Source organism: Streptomyces sp. NPDC006309, assembly GCF_040613095.1.
Classification (GTDB): Bacteria; Actinomycetota; Actinomycetes; order Streptomycetales; family Streptomycetaceae; genus Streptomyces.
Genome location: NZ_JBEXRO010000001.1, coordinates 137352 through 160293, shown reverse-complemented (window position 1 = coordinate 160293; position 22942 = coordinate 137352). Strand labels below are relative to the sequence as shown.

The following is a 22942-nucleotide window of genomic DNA, read 5'->3' as shown; positions in this document are numbered from 1 at the left end:
GCGATCAGTCGAGCGACCGCGGGGCCGCCCGGACCTCGTAGGTGGCCACCCGTACCGTCGCGTCGTCCAGGCACTGGCCGCCGGCCAGGTCGAAGCGCTGCTTGAGCAGGGGGGACGCCACGAACGGGCGGCCCTCGTGGCTGCCGGTCAGGCCGCGCGAGAGGACGGCCGCGCCGGTGAAGGGGTCGCGGTTGTCGACGGCGTACAGCCGGTCCGCGCGGTCGCGGAAGACGGCCACCTGGCGGCCGTCCGGCAGCAGGGCCGCCACCCCGCGGCCCGGGACCAGCGTGCTCAGGTCGCAGACCGTGAACCAGCCGTCCGCCAGCTGGAGCTGTACGGTCAGGTCGGTCGTCTCGAGTGCCAGGGTCATCGCTGGGCGCTTCCTTCCAGGACGTCGTCGGCGGGCCGCAGGCCGATGTTCAGCAGCGGCAGGTCGGGCTTGATCTGGTCGCGCTCGGGGACGAAGGAGACGACCGGGTCGGGGGTGTCCGGGGCGTTCACGAAGGACACGAACCGGGCCAGCCGCTCGGGGTCGTTGACGGTCTCCGCCCACTCGTCGCGGTAGTGCGCGACGTGCGCCCGCATCAGCTTCTCCAGCTCGTCGCAGATGCCGAGCGAGTCGTGCACCACCACGTCCCGTACGTGCTCCAGGCCGCCCGGGATCCGCTCCAGCCAGGTGCTGGTGCGCTCCAGACGGTCGGCCGTACGGATGTAGAACATCAGGAACCGGTCGATCAGGCGTACCAGTTCGGCGTCGGAGAGGTCCTGGGCCAGCAGGTCGGCGTGGCGCGGGGTGGCGCCGCCGTTGCCGCCGACGTACAGGTTCCAGCCGTTGGAGGTGGCGATCACCCCGAAGTCCTTCGACTGGGCCTCCGCGCACTCGCGGGCGCACCCGGACACGGCCGACTTCAGCTTGTGCGGGGACCGCAGCCCCCGGTAGCGCAGCTCCAGGTCGATCGCCATCCGCACCGAGTCCTGCACGCCGTAGCGGCACCAGGTGGAGCCCACGCAGGACTTCACCGTGCGCAGGGACTTGCCGTACGCGTGCCCGGACTCGAACCCGGCGTCCACCAGCCGCGCCCAGATCAGCGGCAGCTGCTCGACCCGGGCGCCGAACATGTCGATCCGCTGACCGCCGGTGATCTTCGTGTAGAGGCCGAAGTCCCGGGCGATCTCGCCGATCACGATCAGCTTCTCGGGCGCGATCTCCCCGCCGGGGATGCGCGGCACCACCGAGTACGAGCCGTTCTTCTGGAGGTTGGCGAGGAAGTGGTCGTTGGTGTCCTGGAGAGCCGCCTGCTCGCCGTCCAGGACGTAGCCGCTGGCGCCGATCGCCGGGGCGAGCGAGGCGATGACCGAACCCACGGCCGGCTTGCACACCTCGCAGCCGTCCCCGCCCCGGGCGCCCTCGCGGCCGTAACGGTCCAGCAGCTCCCGGTACGACGTGATCCGCAGGGCGCGGACGATCTCGTACAGCTCCTCGCGGGTCTGGGGGAAGCAGCCGCACAGCCCCTTGTCGACCTCGACGCCGGACGCCTCCAGCTCGGCGGTGACCAGCTGGCCGAGGACCTTCACGCAGGAGCCGCAGCCGGTGCCGGCCCGGGTGCACTTCTTCACCTCGGGCACGGTGGTGCACGCGTGGTCGGTGACCGCGCCGCGGATCGTGCCCTTGGTGACGTTGTGGCAGGAGCAGATGACCGCGTCGTCCGGCAGCGCGGACGGGCCGAGCCCGTCCGCCGGGCCCGCGCCGGCGGGCAGCACGAGCGACTCGGGGGAGACGGGCGGCACCGAGCCGGTGAGCGCCCGCAGGGTGCCGTACGCCTCCGCGTCGCCGACCAGGACGCCGCCGAGCAGTGTGCCGTCCCGGCCGATGACCAGCTTCTTGTACAGCCCGGTGCGGGAGTCGGAGTAGACGACGTCCAGGCAGTCCGCGGTGGTGCCGTGCGCGTCGCCGAACGACGCCACGTCCACGCCGAGCAGCTTCAGCTTGGTGGACAGGTCGGCGCCGGTGAAGGACGCCTCGTCGGCCGCGATCGTCGCCGCGGCGGTCGCCGCCTGCTCGTACCCGGGCGCCACCAGGCCGTACACCCGGCCGTCCACCGCCAGCGCGCACTCGCCGATGGCGAAGACGTGCGGGTCGGCGACCGTACGGCACTGCTCGTCGACCGTGATGCCGCCGCGCTCGCCGACCGTCAGACCGCAGTCGCGGGCCAGCTGGTCGCGGGGGCGGACGCCGGCGCTGAACACGACCAGGTCGGTGGCGAGTTCGGAGCCGTCGGACAGCCGCATGCCGGTGACGGCACCGGAGGCGTCCGTCACGATCTCCTGGGTGCCCACGCCGGTGTGGACCGTCAGGCCCATGTCCTCGATGGTCCGCAGGAGCGCCGCGCCACCGCCCTCGTCCACCTGCACCGGCATCAGGCGCGGCGCGAACTCCACGATGTGGGCGTCCAGTCCGAGGCCCTTGAGGGCGCCCGCCGCCTCCAGTCCGAGCAGGCCGCCGCCGACCACGGCGCCCGTCGATGCCTTCCGCGCCGCGTACTCCTCGATGGCGAGGAGATCCTCGATGGTGCGGTAGACGAAGCAGCCGGTGGCGTCCTTGTTCGGCACCGGCGGCACGAACGGGTAGGAACCGGTGGCCAGGACGAGGACGTCGTAGCCGACGACCAGACCGGAGCGGGCGGTGACCCGCCGCGCCTCGCGGTCGATCGTCTCCGCCGGGTCGCCGAGGTGCAGCTCGATGCCGTGGTCCTCGATGAACCGCTGGTCGGTCAGGGACAGGTCCTCCGGCGTCCGGCCGGAGAAGTACGAGGTCAGCTGGACGCGGTCGTACGCCGGACGTGGCTCCTCGCACAGCACGACCACGCGGTGCGTGGCGGTCAGGCCGCGCTCGGCGAGCGCTTCGAGGAAGCGCTGGCCGACCATGCCGTGGCCGACGAGCACGATCGTGGGGGTGGCCTCCGGGGTGGCGGACATTCAGGAGCCTCCATCGTGGGTGAGCAGGTGGAGCAGGGGGCCGTCACCGGGGAGCGGCTCTGCTCCCTCCCAGGCGCGGGCGAGCGTGCCCACGGTGCCTAGTTCGCCGACGAGGACCCCGCCGACCAGGCGTTCGTCGCGGACGACGACCTTGCGGTAGGTGCCCCGGGTGGCGTCGGCGAGCCGCACCACGTCGTCGCCGGGGCGTACCTCGGTGTCACCGAACGCGGCGAGGTCGAACGGGGAGCCGGGGCCGGTGAGGGTCAGCCGGGTCAGGGATCGGGTGCCGCGGTAGCGGGCGCCCGGGTCGCCGGCGAGCAGCTGGGCGAGCACGTCGGCCTGTTCCAGCGCGGGGGCGGCCAGGCCGTAGACCGTGCCGTCGTGCTGGGCGCAGTCGCCGACGGCGTGGATGTGCGGGTCGGAGGTGCGCAGCGCGTCGTCCACGAGGACGCCCTTGTGGACGGCGAGCCCGGCCTGTTCGGCCAGGCCGGTGCGCGGGCGCACCCCGCAGGCGACCACCACGAGGTCGGCGTCCAGGGCGTAGCCGTCGGCCAGTTCCACCGAGCGGACCGCGCCCGCGACGCAGCGCACGTCCCGCACCCGGCACTCGGTGTGCACCTCGACGCCCAGGTCCGTCAGGTGCCGCAGCACCAGCCGGGAGGCGTCCGGGTCGAGCTGGCGCTCCATGAGCCGTTCGGACTGCTGGGCGAGGACCACCTGCGCGCCGCGCACGGCGAGCGCGCGGGCCGCGGAGACCCCCAGCAGTCCACCGCCGATGACGACGGCGCGCACCCCCGGCCGGACGGCCTTCGCCAGGCCCAGGCAGTCGTCCAGGGTGCGGAACGCGTGCACGCCCTCGGGCAGGCGGTGGTCGGCCGTGAACAGGCCGCGCAGCGGCGGCAGCACGGGGTTGGAGCCGGTGGCCAGGACCAGCGTGTCGTAGGCGATCGGCATGCCGTCGGCGCGGGTGACGGTCCGGGCCGTCCGGTCGATGCCGGTGATCCGGGCGCGCAGCAGGCCGGCGGGCGGCGGGAGGGCGATCACCTCCGGGGCGTACCGGCCGGCCAGCACCTCGGCCAGCAGGACGCGGTTGTATGGGGGGTGCTCCTCCTCGCCGACGAGCAGCGCGGGCGTACCCAGCTCGCCGAGCCGCCGGGCGAGCCGTACGCCCGCGAGGCCGGCGCCGATCACCACCACACGCGTATTCGAGGTCATGTCCCGAGCGTGCGGCCCCGACGTTACCCGGTGGCATCACCGCTGTTTCCCACGGGGAACGCTGCCCTCAGTGGCGGCACACCGGGGGTGTGAGGCCCGCGTGCCGGGGTCACCCGGCCGGTCAACGGCCCGGCGGCGCCTGCCCGGTGCCGTGGCGGCTGCCCGTCAGGTGCGCGAACACCACCACGTTGCCCTGGTAGCCGGTCGTCCTGGAGTAGCCGCCGCCGCAGGTGATGACGCGCAGTTCGGGGCGGGGCGCGGCGCCGTACACCTTCTCGTCGGGGAAGCCCCGGGCCGGGTACACCTCCACCGCGTCCACGGTGAAGACGGCCACGCTGCCGTCCCGGCGGTCCACCTCGACGGTGGCGCCCCGCTTCAGCGCGCCCAGGTCGTAGAAGACGGCGGGGCCGTCGGTGTTGTCGACGTGGCCGGCGACGACCGCGGTGCCCGTCTCGCCGGGCACGGTGCCGGCCTCGTACCAGCCGGCCAGGTTCTTCCGCCCGGCGGGCGGCGCCTCCAGATTGCCGGAGCGGGTGAGGGCCAGGCCCGTCAGCGGGGCGTCCACGCGGATCGCGGGGATGCGGATGCGGACCGGCGGGGACGGTGCGAGGGCGGGCGCCGCGAGCCGCTCGCCCCGCGGGTCCGGGCGGCCCTCGGCGGCCGTCGGCTGCGGGGGCGTGTGGCGGCCGGTGCCACCGTCCAGCAGCCATACGCCCGAGCCGAGGGCGACGACGGTGACGGCGGCTATGGCGGTGTCGCCGAGCCTGGCTCTCCTGCGCATGCGAACCCCTCTCCCGGGGGCGCGCGCCCCCGAACGGGACCCTGAGAAGGGGACCGGCCTCGGGGCCGGTCCCCTCCCCCTCCGGGCCGCGAGGGGCGTCGGACCCGGAGGGGGCGGGACGTGCGGTACAGGCGGACGGACAGCGGAGGGTGTCCGTCAGATCCCGTCGCCTCTCGCCCGGCGATGCAGGAGCCAGGTACCGCCCACGGCGGCGACGGCCAGCGCCGCCACACCCGCCGTGGTCTGCACGGGGTCGGGGCCGAGTCCGCCGCCGACCCCCGTCTTCACACTTCCCCGCGGCTGCACCTGTTCGTGCGCCGCGCCCAGCGCCACCACCAGGTCACCCGCCGCCTGCCGGCCGCCCTCGGCGCACCTGGCGACGATCTCGTACGTCCCGGGCTGTGCGCTCGGCGGCACCCGGAACCGGCCGATCGCCTCGCCGTCGTGCGCGGTGGGCGCCAGAGTGAAGACGCCGGCGCCGACCGCGCCCGCGTCACCGGTCGCCGAACCCCGGTCCCCGCAGACGGCGGTGTTCACCGTGACCTGATCACCGGGCGCCACGGTGGACGGGTACACGTCCAGGCGGCCGGTGCCGCCGGCCAGGCCGTGGGCGGGGGCCGCGGCGGTCACGGCGAGCGCCGTACCGGCCAGCAGACGGGCAGTGCGTCGCATGGTGCTCCCCAGAGCTTGTCCGACTCGTCCAGGGGTGCGCCCCTGCCCTACCGAGATAAGTCGCACTCGCGGGGATCCGCTTCCCGGGCGCCGCGGTGAATGCGGTGAACGGGTGGCGCGGACGGCCCCCCGCACGGCCCAGCCGGGGAGTGTTCCGGCAGGTCACAGCCGTGCGGGGGGCCGGGTACGAAGAGCACACGATTGGCCTCCACCCGCGACGGGGTGCGGCCGGTGCCGGCGCGGCTCAGTTCACGTTCACCGCGCTCCAGGCGGCGGCGACCGCGTTGTACTCGGTGCTGCCGGCGCCGTACAGGTCCCTGGCCGCGTCGAGGGTGGCGGTGCGCGCGCCCGCGTAGTTCGTCGAGGACGTCATGTAGACCGTCAGCGCCCGGTACCAGATCCTGCCGACCTTGTCGCGGCCGATGCCGGTGAGCGTGGCGCCGTTCGCGGTCGGCGAGTCGTAGCTGACGCCGTTGATCGTCTTGGCCCCGCTGCCCTCGGCGAGGAGGTAGGCGAAGTGGTTGGCGACGCCGGAGGAGTAGTGGACGTCCAGGTTGCCGACCGACGCGCTCCAGTAGTCGGCCGAACTGCCGTCCCGGGAGGGCCGGTCCATGAAGCGGAGGGCGGCCTTGCCGAAGCCGGGGCGGACGATCTTCTCGCCGATCAGGTAGTCACCCGGGTCGGAGGAGTTGCCCGCGTACCACTCGACCATGGTGCCGAGGATGTCGGAGGTGGCCTCGTTCAGCCCGCCGGATTCCCCGGAGTAGGCCAGCGCCGCGGACTTGGACGTCACGCCGTGCGTCATCTCGTGCCCGGCCACGTCCAGCGCCACCAGCGGGCCGAAGGTGGTGCCGTCACCGTCGCCGTACGTCATGCAGAAGCAACTGTCGTCCCAGAAGGCGTTGTTGTAGTTGCTGCCGTAGTGGACGCGGTTGTACGAGCCCTTGCCGTCGTTCGCGATGCCGTTGCGGCCCTGGACGTTCTTGTAGTAGTCCCACGTCGCGTCGGTGCCGTACTGCGCGTCGACCGCCGCCGAGGAGCGGTCCGCGGTGGTACCGGTGCCCCAGTGGTTGTCGGCGTCCGTGAACAGGGTGGCGGGGGCCCGGCTGACGCAGATGCCGAAGATGCACAGGTCGGTCTTGTTGGCGGCGTCACCGGTGTAGGTGTTCCCGCGCGTCGGGTCCTTCAGCTGGTACGACGACCCGGACGGGGTGGTCTCCAGCGGCACCGTCCCGCTGTACAGGGACGCGCCGTCGCCGGCGGCCGTCTCGATGCTGTCCCAGGCGTCGATCCGGGTGCCGGTGCGGGCGTCGGTCAGCACGGTGCGGGCGACGGGGTTGCCGAGCGTGTCGAGGCCGGCGGCGTCGGTCCGCCAGGCCAGCCGGGGGCGGCCGTGCAGGGCGTCGACCACGAGCCGCGGCTTCGCCTTCACCTGCTGGAGCCGGTCGCCGGGGTGGGCCGCGCGCAGGGCGCTCACCGCGAGGGCGGCGGCCTTCGGGCCGGAGACCTCCGGGGTGACCGAGGGCAGGGAGACCGGCTGCCGGGTGGCCCGGTCGGCGCCGCGGTAACGGCCGTCCCTGGCCAGGTGGACGACGAAGTCGCCGCCGAGGACGGGGAGCCGGTGGTAGGTGCGGTCGTAACGGACGTGCTGGGTGCCGTCCTTGTCCACGACGACGTCCCGGACGCTCGTGTCCTGGCCGGCGGTGAGGCCCAGGCCGGCCGCGTGGGCCAGGAGGGCCGAGGCCGCGTTGTGGACCGCGGCCGCCCGGGTCGGTCTGCCGTCGGCGTGGGCGGCGGGGGAGAGGGTCACGGTCAGCAGGGCCGCGCTGGTGACGGCGGCGCCGGCGGTGGCGATGCGACGGGTTCCTCGGACGTGGTGCCGTATCCGGCTCATCTGTCTCCTCGGGAAGGCGCCCGGCAGGCGTGGGGGTGGCGCGGATGTCACTGAGATTTAAGAGGGCATGACATGTCATGTCCATAGCGTCTTCATGGAGATGTGTGGCGAACCGGCGAGGGTGCAGAATCGGTTCCGTGATCGCCGAGGACCCCCCGCCCCGCAGCTCGGGCCCCGGTGCGCCCCGCGGCCCCCGCCCGTTCTTCGTCTACGGCACCCTGCGCGCCGGTGGGGCCAACCACGACCGGTTCCTGCGCGGACGCACCCTCCCCGGGGAACCGGCCCGGCTCACCGGCGCCGTGCTGTACGACGGCCCCGGCTACCCCTACGCCGTCGAGCGGCCCGGCGGACTGGTGCGCGGAGAACTGGTGACCGCGCTCCCGGAGGCGTACGAGAGCCTGCTCACCGACCTCGACCGGCTGGAGGGGTACGTGCCGGGCGACCCCCGCAACCTCTACGAACGCGTCGCCCGGGACGTCGAACGCGCCGACGGCACCACCGTCCGCGCCTGGGTGTACCTGGCCGCCGCGCGCGTCGCCGACCGGCTGCGCGTCCGGGGCCGGCCGATCCCGGGCGGCGAGTGGCCGGCCGGCCGCTGACTCAGCCCAGCAGGGCGAGCCCCTCGGGAACCTCGATGCCGAACTCCTCCGTCACCACCCGCCGCGCCTCCTCCTCCCGCGTCAACGTGCGCCCGGTGACCGTGCCGTCGGCGAGGGTCTGCGTGAACCGGTCTCCGTCCAGGGCGAGATGACGCTCGGCGGTGGTCCGCTGGAGATAGGGGCGGCGGGTGAACGGGGAACGCGGGTGCGTGGCGACGAACCAGTTGAACACGTCCAGATCGACGGCGGTGAACGGCTCCCGCGTGAACGCGTACTGCCCGGTCCACACCCCGCCCCGGCGGTCGTACGCCTGCAACTCCCACAGATCCAGCGGCCCCTCGTGCTCCAGCCGCGCCAGCCGGTGCCGGCGCCCGGCGCCCTCGTACTCGGCGCCGGGGGCCAGCGGCACCGGCAGCAGCAGCGCCCCCGGGGCGCCGAAACCGACGTCCGCCAGATACGGCCCGGCCTCGCCCGCCACCTCCACCTGGAGCATCGTGTGCGTCCGCGGCCGGCTGTCCGGGCTCTCCGCGCCCAGCACCACCCGGCCGGCCAGCGGGGTCACCCGGAAGCCGAGCGCCTCCAGCGCCAGCCGGAGCAGGGTGTTGTGCTCGTAGCAGTAGCCGCCGCGCCGGCCGTGCACCATCTTCGCCATCAGGTCCGCGGGCGCCAGCGAGGGCACCGATCCGCGCAGCGGGTCCAGGTTCTCGAACGGCAGCGACAGCGCGTGCGCCAGGTGGACACCCCGCAGGGTGTCCAGGCAGGCCCGCCGCTCGCCCTGCCAGCCGATGCGGTCGAGATAGGCGTCGAGGTCGTACTGCTCGGTGTCGGCCATACCCCGAACCTACGCGAGCGCGTCCCCCGGCCGCGCCCGTGGCCCCAGCACCTCCAGCCGCACCGCGCACGACTTGAACTCCGGCATCCCCGACGTGGGGTCCAGGGCCGGGTTGGTGAGGGTGTTGGCGCGGCCCTCGCCCGGCCAGTGGAAGGGCATGAACACGGTGTCCGGGCGGATGGTGGCGGTGACCCGCGCCGGCGCCACGGCCCGGCCGCGCCGGGAGACCACCGCGACCGGGTCGCCGTCGGCCGCCCCCAGCCGGGCCGCGAGCCGCGGATGCAGCTCCACGAAGGGTCCCGGCGCCGCCGCGTTCAACTCCGCCACCCGCCGGGTCTGCGCCCCCGACTGGTACTGCGCCACCACCCGGCCGGTGGTCAGCACCAGCGGATACTCCTCGTCCGGCTCCTCGGCGGCCGCCCGGTGCACGACGGGAACGAACCGGGCCCGGCCGTCGGGGGTGGCGAACCGCTCCAGGAAGAGCCGCGGCGACCCGGGATGCGCCCCCGGCCCGGGGACGGGCTCGGCTCCGGTACTCGCGGTACTCGCGGTACTCGCGGTACCCGCCGTATCCGCGGTACCCGCCGTATCCGCGGTACCCGCCGTATCCGCGGTACCCGCCGTATCCGCGGTGGGCGGGTCGGCCGGGCAGGGCCAGAAGACGCCGTTCTCCTCGGCGAGGCGGCGGTAGGTGATGCCCGAGTAGTCCGCGGGGCCGCCCGCGCTGGCCCGGCGCAGTTCCCCGAAGACCTCCTCGGGGTCGGTCGGGAAGCCCTTCTCGACGCCGAGCCGGGCGGCCAGCTCGTGCAGGACGTACAGGTCGGTGCGGACGCCGGGCGGGGGAGCGACGGCCCGGCGGCGCAGCAGCACCCTGCCCTCCAGACTGGTCGTCGTGCCGGTCTCCTCCGCCCACTGGGCGACGGGCAGCACGACGTCCGCCAGCTCCGCCGTCTCCGACAGGACGACGTCGGCCACCGCCAGGAAGTCCAGCGAACGCAGCCGCTCCTCGATGTGGGCCGCGCGGGGCGCGGACACCACCGGGTTGGAGCCCATCAGCAGCAGCGTCCGCACGTCCGTGCCGAGGGCGTCGAGGAGTTCGTAGGCGCTGCGCCCGGGGCCGGGAAGCGAGTCCGGATCCACGCCCCACACCCCGGCCACGTGCCGCCGGGCCTCCGGGTCGTCGAGCTTGCGGTAGCCGGGCAACTGGTCGGCCTTCTGGCCGTGTTCGCGTCCGCCCTGCCCGTTGCCCTGCCCGGTCAGGCACCCGTACCCGGACAGCGGGCGCCCCGCCCGCCCGGTGGCCAGGCACAGGTTGATCCACGCGCCCACCGTGTCCGTGCCCTTGGAATGCTGCTCCGGCCCGCGCGCGGTGAGCACCATCGCCGCCCGCGGCGCGCAGAACATCCGTACCGCCTCGCGGAGCTGCGGCACGGGCACGCCGGTGATCCGCTCCACGTACTCCGGCCAGTGCGCCATCGCGGCGGCCCGGGCCTCCGCCCAGCCGGTGGTCCGCTCCCGGATGTACTCCTCGTCCGTCCGCACCTCCGCGACCACCAGGTGCAGCAGGCCGAGCGCGAGGGCGAGGTCGGTGCCGGGGCGCGGCGCGAGATGCAGGTCGGCCTGGTCGGCGGTCCTCGTGCGGCGCGGGTCCACGACGATCAGCGTGCCGCCGTTCTCCCGGAGCTCCGTGAAGAAGCGCAGCGCCGGCGGCATGGTCTCGGCGAGATTGGATCCGACGAGGATCACGCAGCCGGTCCGCGGGATGTCCTCCAGCGGGAAGGGCAGCCCCCGGTCGAGACCGAACGCCTTCGTGCCCGCCGCGGCGGCCGACGACATGCAGAACCGGCCGTTGTAGTCGATCTGCGAGGTGCCCAGCACCACCCGGGCGAACTTGCCGAGCGCGTACGCCTTCTCGTTGGTCAGCCCGCCCCCGCCGAACACCCCGAGCGCGTCGGCGCCGTACCGCTCCCGGGCCGCCCCGAGCCGCTCGGCGATCCGGTCCAGCGCCTCGGGCCAGCCGGCCTCCACCAGCCGGCCGCCCTCCCGCACCAGCGGCGCGGTCAGCCGTACCGCCGGCGACAGCACCTGCGCCGCCGTGCGCCCCTTGCCGCACAGCGCGCCCCGGTTGACGGGGAAGTCCGGCCGCTCGGTGACCTCGACGCCCCCCTGGGGCAGGGGCGTGAGCGTCATCCCGCACTGGAGGGCGCAGTACGGGCAGTGGGTGGGCGCCGAGGTGTTCTCCATGCCGCCCAGCGTGGGTCCGGCGTGTTACGCCCCCGGCCGGATCCCGTTACGCGCCCGGCACGGCGACCTCCTCGCGCCGGTCCGGGAGCCGTGAGGACACGTCACCGCCCGGCGGCCAGCGCCCGCGCCACCCCCGGCTCCCGCGGGCCGAGGAAGCGCGGGTCCGGCCGGAACACCGCGTCCAGTGCCGCCTTGCCCGCCGCGAACACCTCGCGCGTGCCGCCGTAGTACCAGGTCGCGTCGTGTCTCGCGTCGACCCCGACGCCGTACGGGACCACGCCCGCCGCCTCGCACAGCGCGACCGCCCGCCGGATGTGGAAGCCCTGGCTGATCAGCACCGCCCGGTCCACCCCGAAGATCTTCCTGGCCCGGACGCAGGAGTCCCAGGTGTCGAAGCCGGCGTAGTCGCTGACGATGCGCGCGTCCGGCACCCCGTGCCGGGTCAGATAGGTGCGCATGGCGTCCGGCTCGTCGTAGTCCTCCCGGCTGTTGTCCCCGGTGACGAGGACGACCTCGATCCGCCCCGCGCGGTACAGCCGGGCCGCCGCGTCCAGCCGGTGCGCGAGGTACGGCGACGGTTCCCCGTGCTTCCACAGGCCCGCCCCGAACACCATCGCCACCTCGGTGTGCGGCACGTCGGCCGTGGTGCGCAGCCGGTCCGCCGTGGACACGTACAGCCAGGTCACCGGCAGCAGCGCCAGCACGCACCCGGCCATCACGGCCTGCACCAGCCGCCGCTGCCCGGTGCGCGTGCGCGGCAGCCGCGGTCGACGGATCCTCATTGGCCCCCCAGAGATCGCTTCCGACCGGGAGGACGCCACCGGCGCCTGTTCCGGTTTCGCCTCACAAGCCGCGTCCGCCCGCGGTGAAACGGCGGAAAACACCCGTGACGGGCCGGCAACGGCGACGCAACCTCCGGCCGACAGGATCGTTCCATGACGGCGTCGAACCCACGCAGCGACGAGCCCCGCGCCCCCCTCGGTCACACGGCGCACCCGAGGACCGGCGGCAGCGGCCGGCTCCGGCTCGTCCCCCCGCTCCGGTACCGCCGCCCGGCCCCGCCCGCGCTGGTCCTGGTCGCCCACGGCAGCCGCGACCCCCGGGCGCTCACCACCGTACGGGCCCTGGCCGAGCGGGTCCGCGCCCTGCGCCCCGGCCTCGCGGTCCACCTGGGCCACATCGAACGGAACGCCCCCCTGCTGCCCGACACCCTCGCCGCCCTGGGCGACACCCCCGCCGGCCCCGTCGGCCCCGTCGTCCTCGTACCGCTGCTCCTGGGCCGCGGCTACCACGTCCGGCAGGACATCCCCGCGATGGCCGCCGCCGCACCGGTACGCGCCCGGGTGGCCGCCCCGCTCGGCCCGCACCCGCTCCTCGCCCGGACCCTGCACGACCGGCTCCTGGAGGCCGGCTGGCCCGCGGCCATGGACGGCGCCGCCCGCCGCACCAGCGCGGTGATCCTCGCCGCGGCCGGTTCCCGCGACCCCGACTCGGCCGCCGACACCCGCGGCACCGCCCGCCTCCTCGCCGCCCGCCTCGGCGTCCCCGTGCTCCCCGCCTACGCCTCCGCGGCGGCACCCACCGTCCCGGACGCCCTGCGCGCCCTGGCCGCCCGCGGCCGGCACCGGGTGGCGGTCGCGTCGTACTTCACGGCCCCGGGCCGCTTCGCCACCCAGTGCGCGGACCGGGCCCCGTGGCTCGCCTCGGCCCCCCTGGGCGCGCACGAGGCGATGGCCCGCCTGGTCCTGCACCGCTACGACCAGGCACACGCGAGCCGGGAGCCGGAACTGGCCTCCGCCTGAACGCACGGCAGGCGGCAGCCCGCTTTTGTCGGTGCCGGCCCGTACTGTCGACCCATGGAAGGCACCGCAGGCACCGCAGGCATCGCACGCACCACAGGCTCAGACCCAGGTACAGGCACCGGCACCGCACCCGCGTCGGCGTACGACCCGGCGTCCGCCGACCGCTGGGCCCACGAGCCGGACAAACGCCCCGGCCGCACCGCCTTCCAGCGCGACCGCGCCCGCGTCCTGCACTCCGCCGCCCTGCGCCGCCTGGCGGGCAAGACCCAGGTGGTCACCCCGGGGACGCGCAGCCTGGTCTGGGACGCCAGCCCCCGCACCCGCCTCACCCACTCCCTGGAGTGCGCCCAGGTCGGCCGGGAGCTGGGCGCGGCCCTCGGCTGCGACCCCGACCTGGTCGAGGCGGCCTGCCTCTCCCACGACCTGGGCCACCCGCCCTTCGGCCACAACGGCGAGTACGCGCTGAACGAGTTCGCCGACGACTGCGGCGGCTTCGAGGGCAACGCGCAGTCCCTGCGGCTGCTCACCCGCATCGAGCCCAAGCGCTTCACCCCGGAGGGCTCCGTCGGCCTCAACCTCACCCGCGCCACCCTCGACGCCGCCACCAAGTACCCCTGGCCGCGCGGCGCCCACCCCACCGACCCGGGATCGGGGAAGTTCGGCGTGTACGAGGACGACCGCCCGGTGTTCGACTGGGTCAGAGCGCACGCCCCCGGCACCCGCACCTGCTTCGAGGCGCAGGTGATGGACTGGTCGGACGACGTGGCCTACTCGGTGCACGACGTGGAGGACGGCCTGCACGCCGGCCACATCGACCCCGGCTGTCTGCGCGCCGAACCGGAACGGCAGGCGGTGTTCGCGGTCGCCGTCGGCCGGTACGTCCCCGCGGACACCGACCCGGCGGAACTCGCCGCGGCCCTGGACCGCCTCCTGGAGCAGGAGTGGTGGCCGCACGGCTACGACGGCACGGCGGTGGCACAGGCCCGCCTGAAGGACGCCACCAGCCAGCTCATCGGCCGGTTCTGCCTGGCCGCCGAGGGCGCCACCCGGGCCGCGTACGGCACCGGCCGGCTCACCCGCTACGGCGCCGAACTCGTCGTCCCCCGCCCCGCCCGCATGGAGTGCGCGGTGCTCAAGGCGGTCGCCGACCGGTACGTCATACAGCGGGCCGAGCAGGAACGGCTGCGCGCCGACCAGCGGGTGATCGTCGCGGAGCTGGCCGAGGCGCTCACCGCCCGCGCCCCACACGACCTGGACCCGCAGTTCCGGGCGCTGTTCGACGCGGCGCCCGACGACCACGCGCGCAAGCGGGTGATCGTCGACCAGATCGCGTCCCTCACCGACGCCTCCGCCCTCTCGCTGCACGCGAGACTGACGGGACGACTGTGAAGAAAAGTGACCCTCCGTGGCCTGAACGGGTCACACCCTCTTCCCGCATCACGCTGCGTGCGGGACGCTCGCAGGTGGCGGCACCCTTATGAGGAGGCATCACGTGGTCGACGCGGATCAGACATTCGTCATCGTCGGAGGCGGTCTCGCCGGCGCGAAGGCGGCCGAGACGCTCCGGGCGGAGGGCTTCACCGGCCGGGTGATACTGATCTGCGACGAACGCGACCACCCCTACGAGCGCCCGCCGCTGTCCAAGGGCTACCTCCTCGGCAAGGAGGAACGCGACAGCGTCTTCGTGCACGAGCCCGCCTGGTACGCGCGCAACGACATCGAGCTGCACCTCGGACAGACCGTCGACCGCGTCGACCGTACGGCGAAGACGGTCCGCTTCGGCGACGACGGCACCCTCGTCCGCTACGACAAGCTGCTCCTGGTCACCGGCGCCGAACCCCGCCGCCTCGACATCCCGGGCACCGACCTGACGGGCGTCCACCACCTGCGCCGGCTGTCCCACGCCGAACGGCTCAAGCGCGTCCTGGCCGCGCTCGGCCGGGACAACGGGCACCTGGTGATCGCCGGCGCCGGCTGGATCGGCCTGGAGGTCGCGGCGGCGGCCCGCGAGTACGGCGCGGAGGTCACGGTGATCGAACCCGCCCAGACCCCGCTGCACGGCGTCCTCGGCCCCGAGCTGGGCAACGTCTTCGCGGAGCTGCACCGCGAGCACGGCGTCCGCCTCCGCTTCGGCGTCCGGCTGACGGAGATCGTCGGACAGGACGGCATGGTCCTCGCCGCCCGCACGGACGACGGCGAGGAACACCCCGCGCACGACGTCCTCGCCGCGATCGGCGCCGCCCCCCGCACCGGTCTGGCGGAGGCCGCGGGCCTGGAGACCGCCGACCCGGCGCGGGGCGGCGGCATCGTCGTCGACGAGCGGCTGCGCACCAGCGACCCCGACATCTACGCCGCCGGTGACGTGGCGTCCTTCCCGCTCGCCCCGTTCGGCACCCGGCTGCGGGTCGAGCACTGGGCCAACGCCCTGAACGGCGGGCCGGCCGCCGCCCGCTCCATGCTCGGCAGGGACGTCACCTACGACCGCGTGCCGTACTTCTTCAGCGACCAGTACGACCTGGGCATGGAGTACAGCGGGTGGGCGCCGCCGGGCTCGTACGACGAGGTGGTCATCCGCGGCGACGCCGGGAAACGGGAGTTCATCGCGTTCTGGGTGCGGCAGGGCCGCGTACTGGCCGGGATGAACGTGAACGTGTGGGATGTCACAGAGCACATCCAGCGGCTCGTCCGTTCCCGGGCCCCGGTGAACATCGAGGCACTCTCGGACCCGCACGTACCGCTCGACAGCCTCGCCCCCTGACCGCCGGGCGCACCGGCACCGCCGCGCCACCCCCGTAGAATTCACGCGTGGCAGGACGGATCAACGACGAGGACGTGAAGGCGGTTCGGGACGCGGTCCCGATCGACGCCGTGGTCTCCGAGTACCTCCAGCTGCGCAGTGCGGGCGGCGGCAACCTCAAGGGCCTGTGCCCGTTCCACGACGAGAAGTCGCCGTCCTTCCAGGTCAGCCCCAGCAAGGGACTCTTCCACTGCTTCGGCTGCCAGGAGGGCGGCGACACCCTCACCTTCGTGATGAAGGTGGACCACCTCTCCTTCTCTGAGGCGGTCGAGCGCCTCGCCGCCCAGGCCGGCATCACCCTGCGGTACGAGGAGGGCGGCTACAACCCGACCCACCAGCGCGGCGAGCGCATCCGCCTGGTCGAGGCACACAAGATCGCCGCGCAGTGGTACGCGGAGCAGCTCGCCACCAGCCCCGAGGCCGAGACCGGCCGGGTCTTCCTCGCCGAACGCGGCTTCGACCAGGCCGCCGCCGTCCACTTCGGTGTCGGCTACAGCCCCCAGGGCTGGGACCACCTCACCCGCTACCTGCGCGGCAAGGGCTTCAGCGACAAGGAACTGCTCCTGTCCGGCCTGTCCCAGGAGGGCCGCCGGGGCCCCATCGACCGGTTCCGGGGCCGGCTGATGTGGCCGATCCGGGACATCGGCGGCGAGGTCGTCGGCTTCGGCGCCCGCAAGCTGTACGAGGCGGACAACGGCCCGAAGTACCTCAACACCCCTGACACGGCGATCTACAAGAAGAGCCAGGTGCTGTACGGCATCGACCTGGCCAAGAAGGAGATCGCGAAGGCCAGCCGGGCGGTCGTGGTCGAGGGCTACACCGACGTCATGGCCTGCCACCTCGCCGGGGTGACGACCGCCATCGCGACGTGCGGCACGGCCTTCGGCAGCGACCACATCAAGATCCTGCGCCGGCTGCTGATGGACAACGGCAGCGCCCGCGTCATCTTCACCTTCGACGGCGACGCGGCCGGCCAGAAGGCCGCCCTGCGCGCCTTCGAGGACGACCAGAAGTTCGCCGCCGAGACGTACATCGCCATCGCGCCCGACGGCATGGACCCCTGCGACCTGCGCCTCGCCAAGGGCGACGAGGCCGTCGCCGACCTGGTCCAGCCCCGCACCCCGCTCTTCGAGTTCGCGCTCCGCCAGATCCTCGGCCGCTACGACCTCGACACCCCCGCCGGCCGCGCCGCCGCCCTGGACGAGGCCGCCCCGATCGTCGCCCGGATCAAGAACAGCGGCGCCCAGCACGAGGTCGCCGTCGAACTGGCCGGCATGCTCGGCATCCTCGACACCCAGTTCGTGGTCCGCCGGGTCGGCCAGCTGGCCCGCTGGGCCCGCGACCGCGGCGGCAAGGGCGACCCGCGGCAGGGTCAGTCCCGCCAGGCCGATCCCCGGTGGACCGAGGCCCCCCGCCCCGCCGGCGGCCCGGCGCTGACCCTGCGCAACCCCGTCCACGCCGCCGAACGCGAGCTGCTCAAACTCGCGTTGCAGCGCCCCGAGCTGGTCTCCCCGGCCTTCGACGCCTACGGCATGGACGAGTTCACCGCCCCGCCGTACGCGGCCGTGCGCCGGGCCATCGCGGAGGCGGGCGGCGCCGAGTACGGCGTGTCCGACCCGCAGGAGTACGTCGTCCGGGTGCGGGAGGCCGCCCCCGACGACACCGTCCGCGCCATGGTCACCGAACTGGCCGTCGAGCCGATCCTGCGCCGCACCGTGGACGAGACGTACGCGGGCACGGTTCTGGTGCAGATCCGCCGCCGGGCCGTGGAGCGCCGCATCCGCGACATCCAGTCCCAGCTGACCCGCCTCGCCGCCGGCGGCGACCCGGCCCGGCTGGCCGCCGTCCAGAACGAGGTGTGGGTCCTCCAGCAGTACGACCAGGCCCTGCGCGAACGCGGCGCGGCAGCGCTCTAGTCACACCGGTCCCCGGACTCCCGCGATCCCGCCAGGTCAGCGGCGGAGTCGGGGCCACCGGTGCGGGCACGGTCAGCGGGCGGTCACGGACCGGATGCAAAAAGTCACCGCACGCCCCTCGTGGCGGCGTTGTGTCGTACTCCACACTGGGGGCCGGTGCCCGAGTCCTCGGAGCGCAGGCCGTCGACTCTCCGCTCCGAAGCACCGCTGCCGCTCACCTTCAGCAGCGATCATCCTGGAGGTCGCCCCCGTGCAGACCCGGACCCTCGCCCAGACCGACACCAGCACCAGCACCAGTACCACCGCGGACGAACCGGACGCGGAGACGGACGTCCTGCGGGCCGTGCCCCCGCAGAGCCGCGCCGTCCGGCACCCGCAGGCCCCGGCCGCCGGGGCGCTCGGGGAGGACCCCGGGGAACCGGTGGAACCGGCCGAGCCGGCTCGGCCCGAGGAGGCCGACGAGACCGAGGAGGCCGCCGAACCCGCCGAGGTCCCGGCCGCCGCCCGGGCCGAGTCCGGCGGGCCCTCGGCCGACCTGTTCCGCCAGTACCTGCGTGAGATCGGCCGCATCCCCCTGCTCACCGCCGCCGAGGAGGTCGAGCTGGCCCGCCGGGTCGAGGCCGGCCTGTTCGCCGAGGAGAAGCTGAGCAGCACGCCCGACCTGGACAGCCGGCTGGCGCACGACCTGGACCGGCTGGTGGTCATGGGCCGGATGGCCAAACGCCGGCTCATCGAGGCCAACCTGCGTCTGGTGGTGTCCGTCGCCAAGCGGTACGTCGGCCGCGGCCTGACCATGCTGGACCTCGTCCAGGAGGGCAACCTCGGGCTGATCCGGGCCGTGGAGAAGTTCGACTACGCGCGCGGCTACAAGTTCTCGACGTACGCCACCTGGTGGATCCGCCAGGCCATGTCCCGGGCCCTCGCCGACCAGGCCCGCACCATCCGCGTCCCGGTCCATGTCGTGGAGCTGATCAACCGGGTCGTCCGCGTCCAGCGGCGGATGCTCCAGGAACGCGGCTGCGAGCCGACGGCGGAGGAGGTCGCCGCCCATCTGGACCTGCCGCCCGAGCGGATCGGCGAGGTGCTGCGGCTCGCCCAGGAGCCGGTGTCGCTGCACGCCCCGGTCGGCGAGGAGGACGACGTCGCCCTCGGGGACCTCATCGAGGACGGCGACGCGGCCAGCCCCGTGGAATCGGCCGCGTTCCTGCTGCTGCGCCAGCACCTGGACGTCGTGCTGTCCACGCTGGGGGAGCGGGAGCGGAAGGTCGTCCAGCTCCGCTACGGCCTGGCCGACGGCCGCCCCCGCACCCTGGAGGAGATCGGCCGCATCTTCGGGGTGACCCGGGAGCGGATACGGCAGATCGAGTCCAAGACCCTGAACAAACTCCGCGACCACGCCTTCGCGGACCAGCTCAGGGGCTACCTCGACTGAAGGGGGGCCGCCGGGCGGCGGCCCCCCTCGCGCTGCGGGTCAATACACCTAGTCCACCTCGGCGACGGCCTGGGCGAACTGGGCCTGGTACAGGCGGGCGTAGGCGCCGCCGGCGGCCAGCAGCTCCGCGTGCGCGCCCTGTTCCACGATGGACCCGTTCTCCATGACGAGGATGACGTCGGCGTCCCGGATCGTCGACAGCCGGTGCGCGATCACGAACGACGTGCGTCCGGCCGCGAGTTTGGCCATCGCCTTCTGGATCAGCACCTCCGTGCGCGTGTCGACGGAACTCGTCGCCTCGTCCAGCACCAGGATCACCGGGTCGGACAGGAACGCCCGCGCGATCGTGATCAGCTGCTTCTCGCCGGCGCTGACACCCGTGCCCTCGTCGTCGATGACGGTGTCGTACCCGTCGGGCAGCGTGCGGACGAACCGGTCGGCGTGCGCCGCCCGCGCCGCCTCCTCGATCTCCCCGCGCGTGACCTCCCGCGAGGCGCCGTACGCGATGTTCTCCGCGATGGTGCCGCCGAACAGCCAGGTGTCCTGGAGCACCATGCCGATCCCGGACCGGAGTTCGTCGCGGGACATCTTCCGGATGTCGACCCCGTCGAGCGTGATCCGCCCGCCGGAGACGTCGTAGAACCGCATCAGCAGGTTGACCAGCGTGGTCTTGCCCGCGCCGGTCGGGCCGACGATCGCCACCGTGTGCCCGGGCTCCACCGTGAGGGTCAGGTCCTCGATCAGCGGCTTCTCCGGGTCGTACCGGAACGACACGTGCTCCAGCCGCACCCGGCCGCGCAGCTCCCGGGGCCGCTCGCCCGGCAGCGGGTCCGCCTCCTGCTCCTCCGCGTCCAGGAGTTCGAAGACCCGCTCGGCCGAGGCCACACCGGACTGCACCAGGTTCGCCATCGACGCGACCTGCGTCAGCGGCATCGAGAACTGCCGCGAGTACTGGATGAAGGCCTGTACGTCACCGATGGACAGCGCGCCGGACGCGACCCGTAGCCCGCCGACGACCGCCACCAGCACGTAGTTGAGGTTCGACACGAACATCATCAGCGGCTGCATGACACCGCTGTTGAACTGCGCCCTGAACGCGGCCTCGTACAGCGCCTCGTTCTGCTCGGCGAACTGCTGCGCCGACTCCTCCTGCCGCCCGAAGACCTTCACCAGGGCGTGCCCGGTGTACATCTCCTCGACGTGCGCGTTCAGCTTGCCGGTGGACCGCCACTGCTGCACGAAGTGCGGCTGCGACCGCTTGCCGACCCGGGTCGCGACCACGAACGACAGGGGTACGGTGACGAGCGCGACCAGCGCCAGGATCCAGGAGACCCAGAACATCATCGCGAGCACGCCGATGATGGTCAGCACCGAGTTGATCAGCTGGCCCATCGACTGCTGGAGCGTCTGCCCGATGTTGTCGATGTCGTTGGTCGCCCGGGACAGCACCTCACCGCGCTGACGCTTGTCGAAGTACGACAGCGGCAGCCGCGACAGCTTCTTCTGCACGTCCTCCCGCAGCCGGTACATCGTGCGGTTCACGGCCCGGTTCACCAGCCGGGTCGCGACCGCCATCAGCAGGCCGGCGACCAGGAACGTGCCGAGCGCGATCAGCAGGACGCGGCCGACGGCGTCGAAGTCGATGCCCTGGCCGGGCGTGAAGTCGGTGCCCTGGAGCATGTCCGCGATCCGGCCCTGGCCGTGCTCGCGCATCCGCGCCAGGACCTGCTCCTTCGTGGCACCAGCCGGCATCTGACGGCCGATGATGCCGGAGAACACCAGGTCGGTGGCGCGGCCGAGGATCTTGGGGCCGATCACGCTCAGGCCCACGCTGACGACCACGCAGAGCAGCAGGACGTAGATCGTGACGCGTTCCGGTCTGAAGTGGGTGACGAGCCGTTTGCCCGACCCCTTGAAGTCCATCGAGCGCTGGTCGGGGCCGCCCCCGGCCATCATGCGTCCCATGGGCCCGGCCATCAGGCGGCCTCCGCTTCCGTCAGCTGGGAGAGCACGATCTCCCGGTAGGTCTCGTTGGACGCCATCAGTTCGGCGTGCCGGCCGGAGCCGACCACGCGGCCCTCGTCGAGCACGATGATCCGGTCGGCGTCCCGGATGGTCGCCACCCGCTGGGCGACGATGACGACGGTCGCCTCGGCGGTCTCCCGGGCGAGCGCGGCACGCAGGGCCGCGTCCGTCGCGTAGTCGAGCGCGGAGAAGGAGTCGTCGAACAGGTAGATCCCGGGACGCTGCACCAGGGTGCGGGCGATGGCCAGGCGCTGGCGCTGGCCGCCGGAGACGTTGGTGCCGCCCTGCGCGATCGGCGCGTCGAGGCCGCCGTCCAGCTTGCGCACGAAGTTCCCGGCCTGCGCCACCTCCAGCGCGTGCCACAGCTCCTCGTCGGTGGCGTCCGGGTTGCCGTAGCGCAGGTTGGTGGCGACGGTGCCCGCGAACAGGTACGGCTTCTGCGGGACGAGCCCCACGGTCCGCGCGAGCAGCGCCGGATCGACGGTCCGGACGTCGACGCCGTTCACCAGCACCTCGCCCTCGGTGGCGTCGAACAGCCGGGGGACGAGTCCGAGCAGCGTCGACTTGCCGCTGCCGGTGGAGCCGATCACGGCGGTCGTCTCACCGGGCCGGGCCACCAGGCCGACGGCCTTGAGCACCGGCTCCTCGGCACCCGGGTAGCGGAAGCCCGCGTCCCGGAGCTCCAGGTGTCCGTGCCCGCGCAGCTCCCGGACCGGGGCGGCCGGCGGTACGACGCTGGACTCGGTCCCGAGGACCTCCTCGATGCGCTCGGCGCACACCTCGGCGCGCGGCACCATCATGAACATGAAGGTCGCCATCATCACGGACATGACGATCTGCATCAGATAGGCGAGGAACGCGGTCAGGTCACCGATCGCCATCCCGCCGCTGTCGATCCGGTGGGCGCCGAACCAGACCACCGCGAGGGACGACAGGTTCACCACCGTCATGACGATCGGGAACATCAGGGCGAGCATCCGGCCGGTGGCCAGCTGCATCCCGGTCAGCTCGGCGTTCGCCTCGCCGAACCGGCCCTGCTCGTACTCGTCGCGGACGAAGGCGCGGATCACCCGGTTGCCGGTGATCTGCTCGCGCAGCACCCGGTTCACCGTGTCCAGGCGGACCTGCATGGACCGGAACAGCGGGCGCAGCCGGCGCACGATGAGCGTCACGGAGACGCCGAGCACGGGGACGACCGCGGCCAGTACCCCGGACAGCGGGACGTCCAGGCCGAGCGCCAGCACGATCCCGCCCACGCACATGATGGGCGCCGACACCATCAGGGTGAACGTCATCAGGGCCAGCATCTGGACCTGCTGCACGTCGTTCGTCGTACGGGTGATGAGCGAGGGTGCCCCGAAGTGACCGACCTCACGCGCGGAGAAGGACTGGACCCGGTCGAAGACGGCACCGCGCACGTCCCGGCCGAGGGCGGAGGCGGTCCGGGCGCCGTAGTACACGGCACCGATGTTGCACACGACCTGGGCCAGGGAGATGCCGACCATCAGGGCGCCGAAGGACAGGATGTATCCGGTGTCCCCCTTCACGACACCGTTGTCGATGATGTCGGCGTTCAGAGTGGGCAGGTAGAGGGTGGCGCAGGTCTGGAGGAACTGGAGCAGCACCAGGAAGGCGATGGGTTTCTTGTAGGGCCTGAGATAGGTCCGCAGAAGTCGTATGAGCACGCTACGTCTCTCGGAGTCGGCGACAGGGGCTGGACGGTTGCCCCTGGCCCCTATCGTCGGGCACCCGACCCC

The 22942-nt window shown here is 73.4% G+C and carries 17 protein-coding genes; 6 read left to right on the top strand and 11 right to left on the bottom strand.

The window, feature by feature from the left end:
* Positions 1-4: 4 nt before the first annotated feature.
* The 6 genes from nirD to ABZ117_RS00700 form a co-directional block, all read right to left on the bottom strand.
* On the bottom strand, positions 5-370 hold the full coding sequence (nirD, locus tag ABZ117_RS00725; protein WP_356816196.1) for a nitrite reductase small subunit NirD: 366 nt from the start codon (positions 368-370) through the stop codon (positions 5-7).
* Positions 367-2976: a nitrite reductase large subunit NirB gene (gene nirB, locus ABZ117_RS00720; protein ID WP_356816195.1), complete on the bottom strand. Its 2610-nt coding sequence runs from the start codon at positions 2974-2976 to the stop codon at positions 367-369. The genes nirD and nirB overlap by 4 nt, the downstream gene beginning before the upstream one ends.
* Positions 2977-4191 (bottom strand): FAD-dependent oxidoreductase, encoded by a 1215-nt coding sequence (locus tag ABZ117_RS00715; RefSeq protein WP_356816194.1) that lies wholly within the window; start codon positions 4189-4191, stop codon positions 2977-2979.
* Between the two features lie 121 nt (positions 4192-4312).
* Positions 4313-4972 carry a class F sortase gene (locus ABZ117_RS00710; RefSeq protein WP_356816193.1) on the bottom strand — a complete coding sequence of 220 codons (660 nt, stop codon included), beginning with the start codon at positions 4970-4972 and terminating at the stop codon, positions 4313-4315.
* Between the two features lie 156 nt (positions 4973-5128).
* Complete coding sequence (locus ABZ117_RS00705) at positions 5129-5644, bottom strand: hypothetical protein (protein WP_356816192.1); 516 nt, start codon at positions 5642-5644, stop codon at positions 5129-5131.
* A 244-nt stretch (positions 5645-5888) separates the two neighbouring features.
* Positions 5889-7538, bottom strand: coding sequence for a M4 family metallopeptidase (locus ABZ117_RS00700; protein WP_356816191.1), 1650 nt, complete (start codon positions 7536-7538; stop codon positions 5889-5891).
* Positions 7539-7675: 137 nt separating this feature from the next.
* Between ABZ117_RS00700 and ABZ117_RS00695 the strand changes: the two genes are divergently transcribed.
* Entirely contained in the window at positions 7676-8137 is a 462-nt protein-coding gene (locus ABZ117_RS00695; protein ID WP_356816190.1) for a gamma-glutamylcyclotransferase family protein, read from the top strand.
* A gap of 1 nt (position 8138) precedes the next feature.
* Here the strand turns inward: ABZ117_RS00695 and ABZ117_RS00690 are convergent, their stop codons facing one another.
* From ABZ117_RS00690 to ABZ117_RS00680, 3 genes are all read right to left on the bottom strand, one after another.
* Positions 8139-8969 carry an arylamine N-acetyltransferase gene (locus ABZ117_RS00690; RefSeq protein ID WP_356816189.1) on the bottom strand — a complete coding sequence of 277 codons (831 nt, stop codon included), beginning with the start codon at positions 8967-8969 and terminating at the stop codon, positions 8139-8141.
* A gap of 9 nt (positions 8970-8978) precedes the next feature.
* Positions 8979-11213: a molybdopterin oxidoreductase family protein gene (locus ABZ117_RS00685; RefSeq protein ID WP_356816188.1), complete on the bottom strand. Its 2235-nt coding sequence runs from the start codon at positions 11211-11213 to the stop codon at positions 8979-8981.
* Between the two features lie 101 nt (positions 11214-11314).
* Complete coding sequence (locus tag ABZ117_RS00680; RefSeq protein WP_356816187.1) at positions 11315-11995, bottom strand: ElyC/SanA/YdcF family protein; 681 nt, start codon at positions 11993-11995, stop codon at positions 11315-11317.
* A 153-nt stretch (positions 11996-12148) separates the two neighbouring features.
* Between ABZ117_RS00680 and ABZ117_RS00675 the strand changes: the two genes are divergently transcribed.
* The 5 genes from ABZ117_RS00675 to ABZ117_RS00655 all read left to right on the top strand — a co-directional run bounded on the left by ABZ117_RS00675 (position 12149) and on the right by ABZ117_RS00655 (position 19160).
* Positions 12149-13015, top strand: coding sequence for a sirohydrochlorin chelatase (locus tag ABZ117_RS00675; protein ID WP_356816186.1), 867 nt, complete (start codon positions 12149-12151; stop codon positions 13013-13015).
* 54 nt (positions 13016-13069) lie between these two features.
* Positions 13070-14404: a deoxyguanosinetriphosphate triphosphohydrolase gene (locus tag ABZ117_RS00670; RefSeq protein ID WP_356816185.1), complete on the top strand. Its 1335-nt coding sequence runs from the start codon at positions 13070-13072 to the stop codon at positions 14402-14404.
* 103 nt (positions 14405-14507) lie between these two features.
* Positions 14508-15773 (top strand): FAD-dependent oxidoreductase, encoded by a 1266-nt coding sequence (locus ABZ117_RS00665; protein WP_356816184.1) that lies wholly within the window; start codon positions 14508-14510, stop codon positions 15771-15773.
* A 47-nt stretch (positions 15774-15820) separates the two neighbouring features.
* Positions 15821-17728, top strand: a complete 1908-nt coding sequence (gene dnaG, locus ABZ117_RS00660) for a DNA primase (protein ID WP_356816183.1) — start codon at positions 15821-15823, stop codon at positions 17726-17728.
* Positions 17729-17957: 229 nt separating this feature from the next.
* Positions 17958-19160, top strand: a complete 1203-nt coding sequence (locus ABZ117_RS00655) for an RNA polymerase sigma factor (RefSeq protein ID WP_356816615.1) — start codon at positions 17958-17960, stop codon at positions 19158-19160.
* 48 nt (positions 19161-19208) lie between these two features.
* Here ABZ117_RS00655 and ABZ117_RS00650 read toward each other — a convergent pair whose 3' ends face one another.
* Both ABZ117_RS00650 and ABZ117_RS00645 read right to left on the bottom strand, forming a co-directional pair.
* The gene (locus tag ABZ117_RS00650) at positions 19209-21137 is read right to left on the bottom strand and encodes an ABC transporter ATP-binding protein (RefSeq protein WP_356816182.1); all 1929 of its coding nucleotides are present in this window, start codon (positions 21135-21137) and stop codon (positions 19209-19211) included.
* On the bottom strand, positions 21137-22870 hold the full coding sequence (locus tag ABZ117_RS00645; RefSeq protein WP_356816181.1) for an ABC transporter ATP-binding protein: 1734 nt from the start codon (positions 22868-22870) through the stop codon (positions 21137-21139). Before ABZ117_RS00645 ends, ABZ117_RS00650 begins: the two co-directional genes overlap by 1 nt.
* Positions 22871-22942 lie beyond the last annotated feature (72 nt).

Bases quoted from the DNA above. Each gene is read 5' to 3' on its own strand.
- ABZ117_RS00710 (WP_356816193.1), bottom strand. From the start codon at position 4,972: ATGCGCAGGAGAGCCAGGCTCGGCGACACCGCCATAGCCGCCGTCACC.
- ABZ117_RS00705 (WP_356816192.1), bottom strand. From the start codon at position 5,644: ATGCGACGCACTGCCCGTCTGCTGGCCGGTACGGCGCTCGCCGTGACC.
- ABZ117_RS00650 (WP_356816182.1), bottom strand. From the start codon at position 21,137: ATGGCCGGGCCCATGGGACGCATGATGGCCGGGGGCGGCCCCGACCAG.
- nirD (WP_356816196.1), bottom strand. From the start codon at position 370: ATGACCCTGGCACTCGAGACGACCGACCTGACCGTACAGCTCCAGCTG.
- ABZ117_RS00690 (WP_356816189.1), bottom strand. From the start codon at position 8,969: ATGGCCGACACCGAGCAGTACGACCTCGACGCCTATCTCGACCGCATC.
- ABZ117_RS00715 (WP_356816194.1), bottom strand. From the start codon at position 4,191: ATGACCTCGAATACGCGTGTGGTGGTGATCGGCGCCGGCCTCGCGGGC.
- ABZ117_RS00685 (WP_356816188.1), bottom strand. From the start codon at position 11,213: ATGGAGAACACCTCGGCGCCCACCCACTGCCCGTACTGCGCCCTCCAG.
- ABZ117_RS00675 (WP_356816186.1), top strand. From the start codon at position 12,149: ATGACGGCGTCGAACCCACGCAGCGACGAGCCCCGCGCCCCCCTCGGT.
- ABZ117_RS00680 (WP_356816187.1), bottom strand. From the start codon at position 11,995: ATGAGGATCCGTCGACCGCGGCTGCCGCGCACGCGCACCGGGCAGCGG.
- ABZ117_RS00700 (WP_356816191.1), bottom strand. From the start codon at position 7,538: ATGAGCCGGATACGGCACCACGTCCGAGGAACCCGTCGCATCGCCACC.
- ABZ117_RS00670 (WP_356816185.1), top strand. From the start codon at position 13,070: ATGGAAGGCACCGCAGGCACCGCAGGCATCGCACGCACCACAGGCTCA.
- nirB (WP_356816195.1), bottom strand. From the start codon at position 2,976: ATGTCCGCCACCCCGGAGGCCACCCCCACGATCGTGCTCGTCGGCCAC.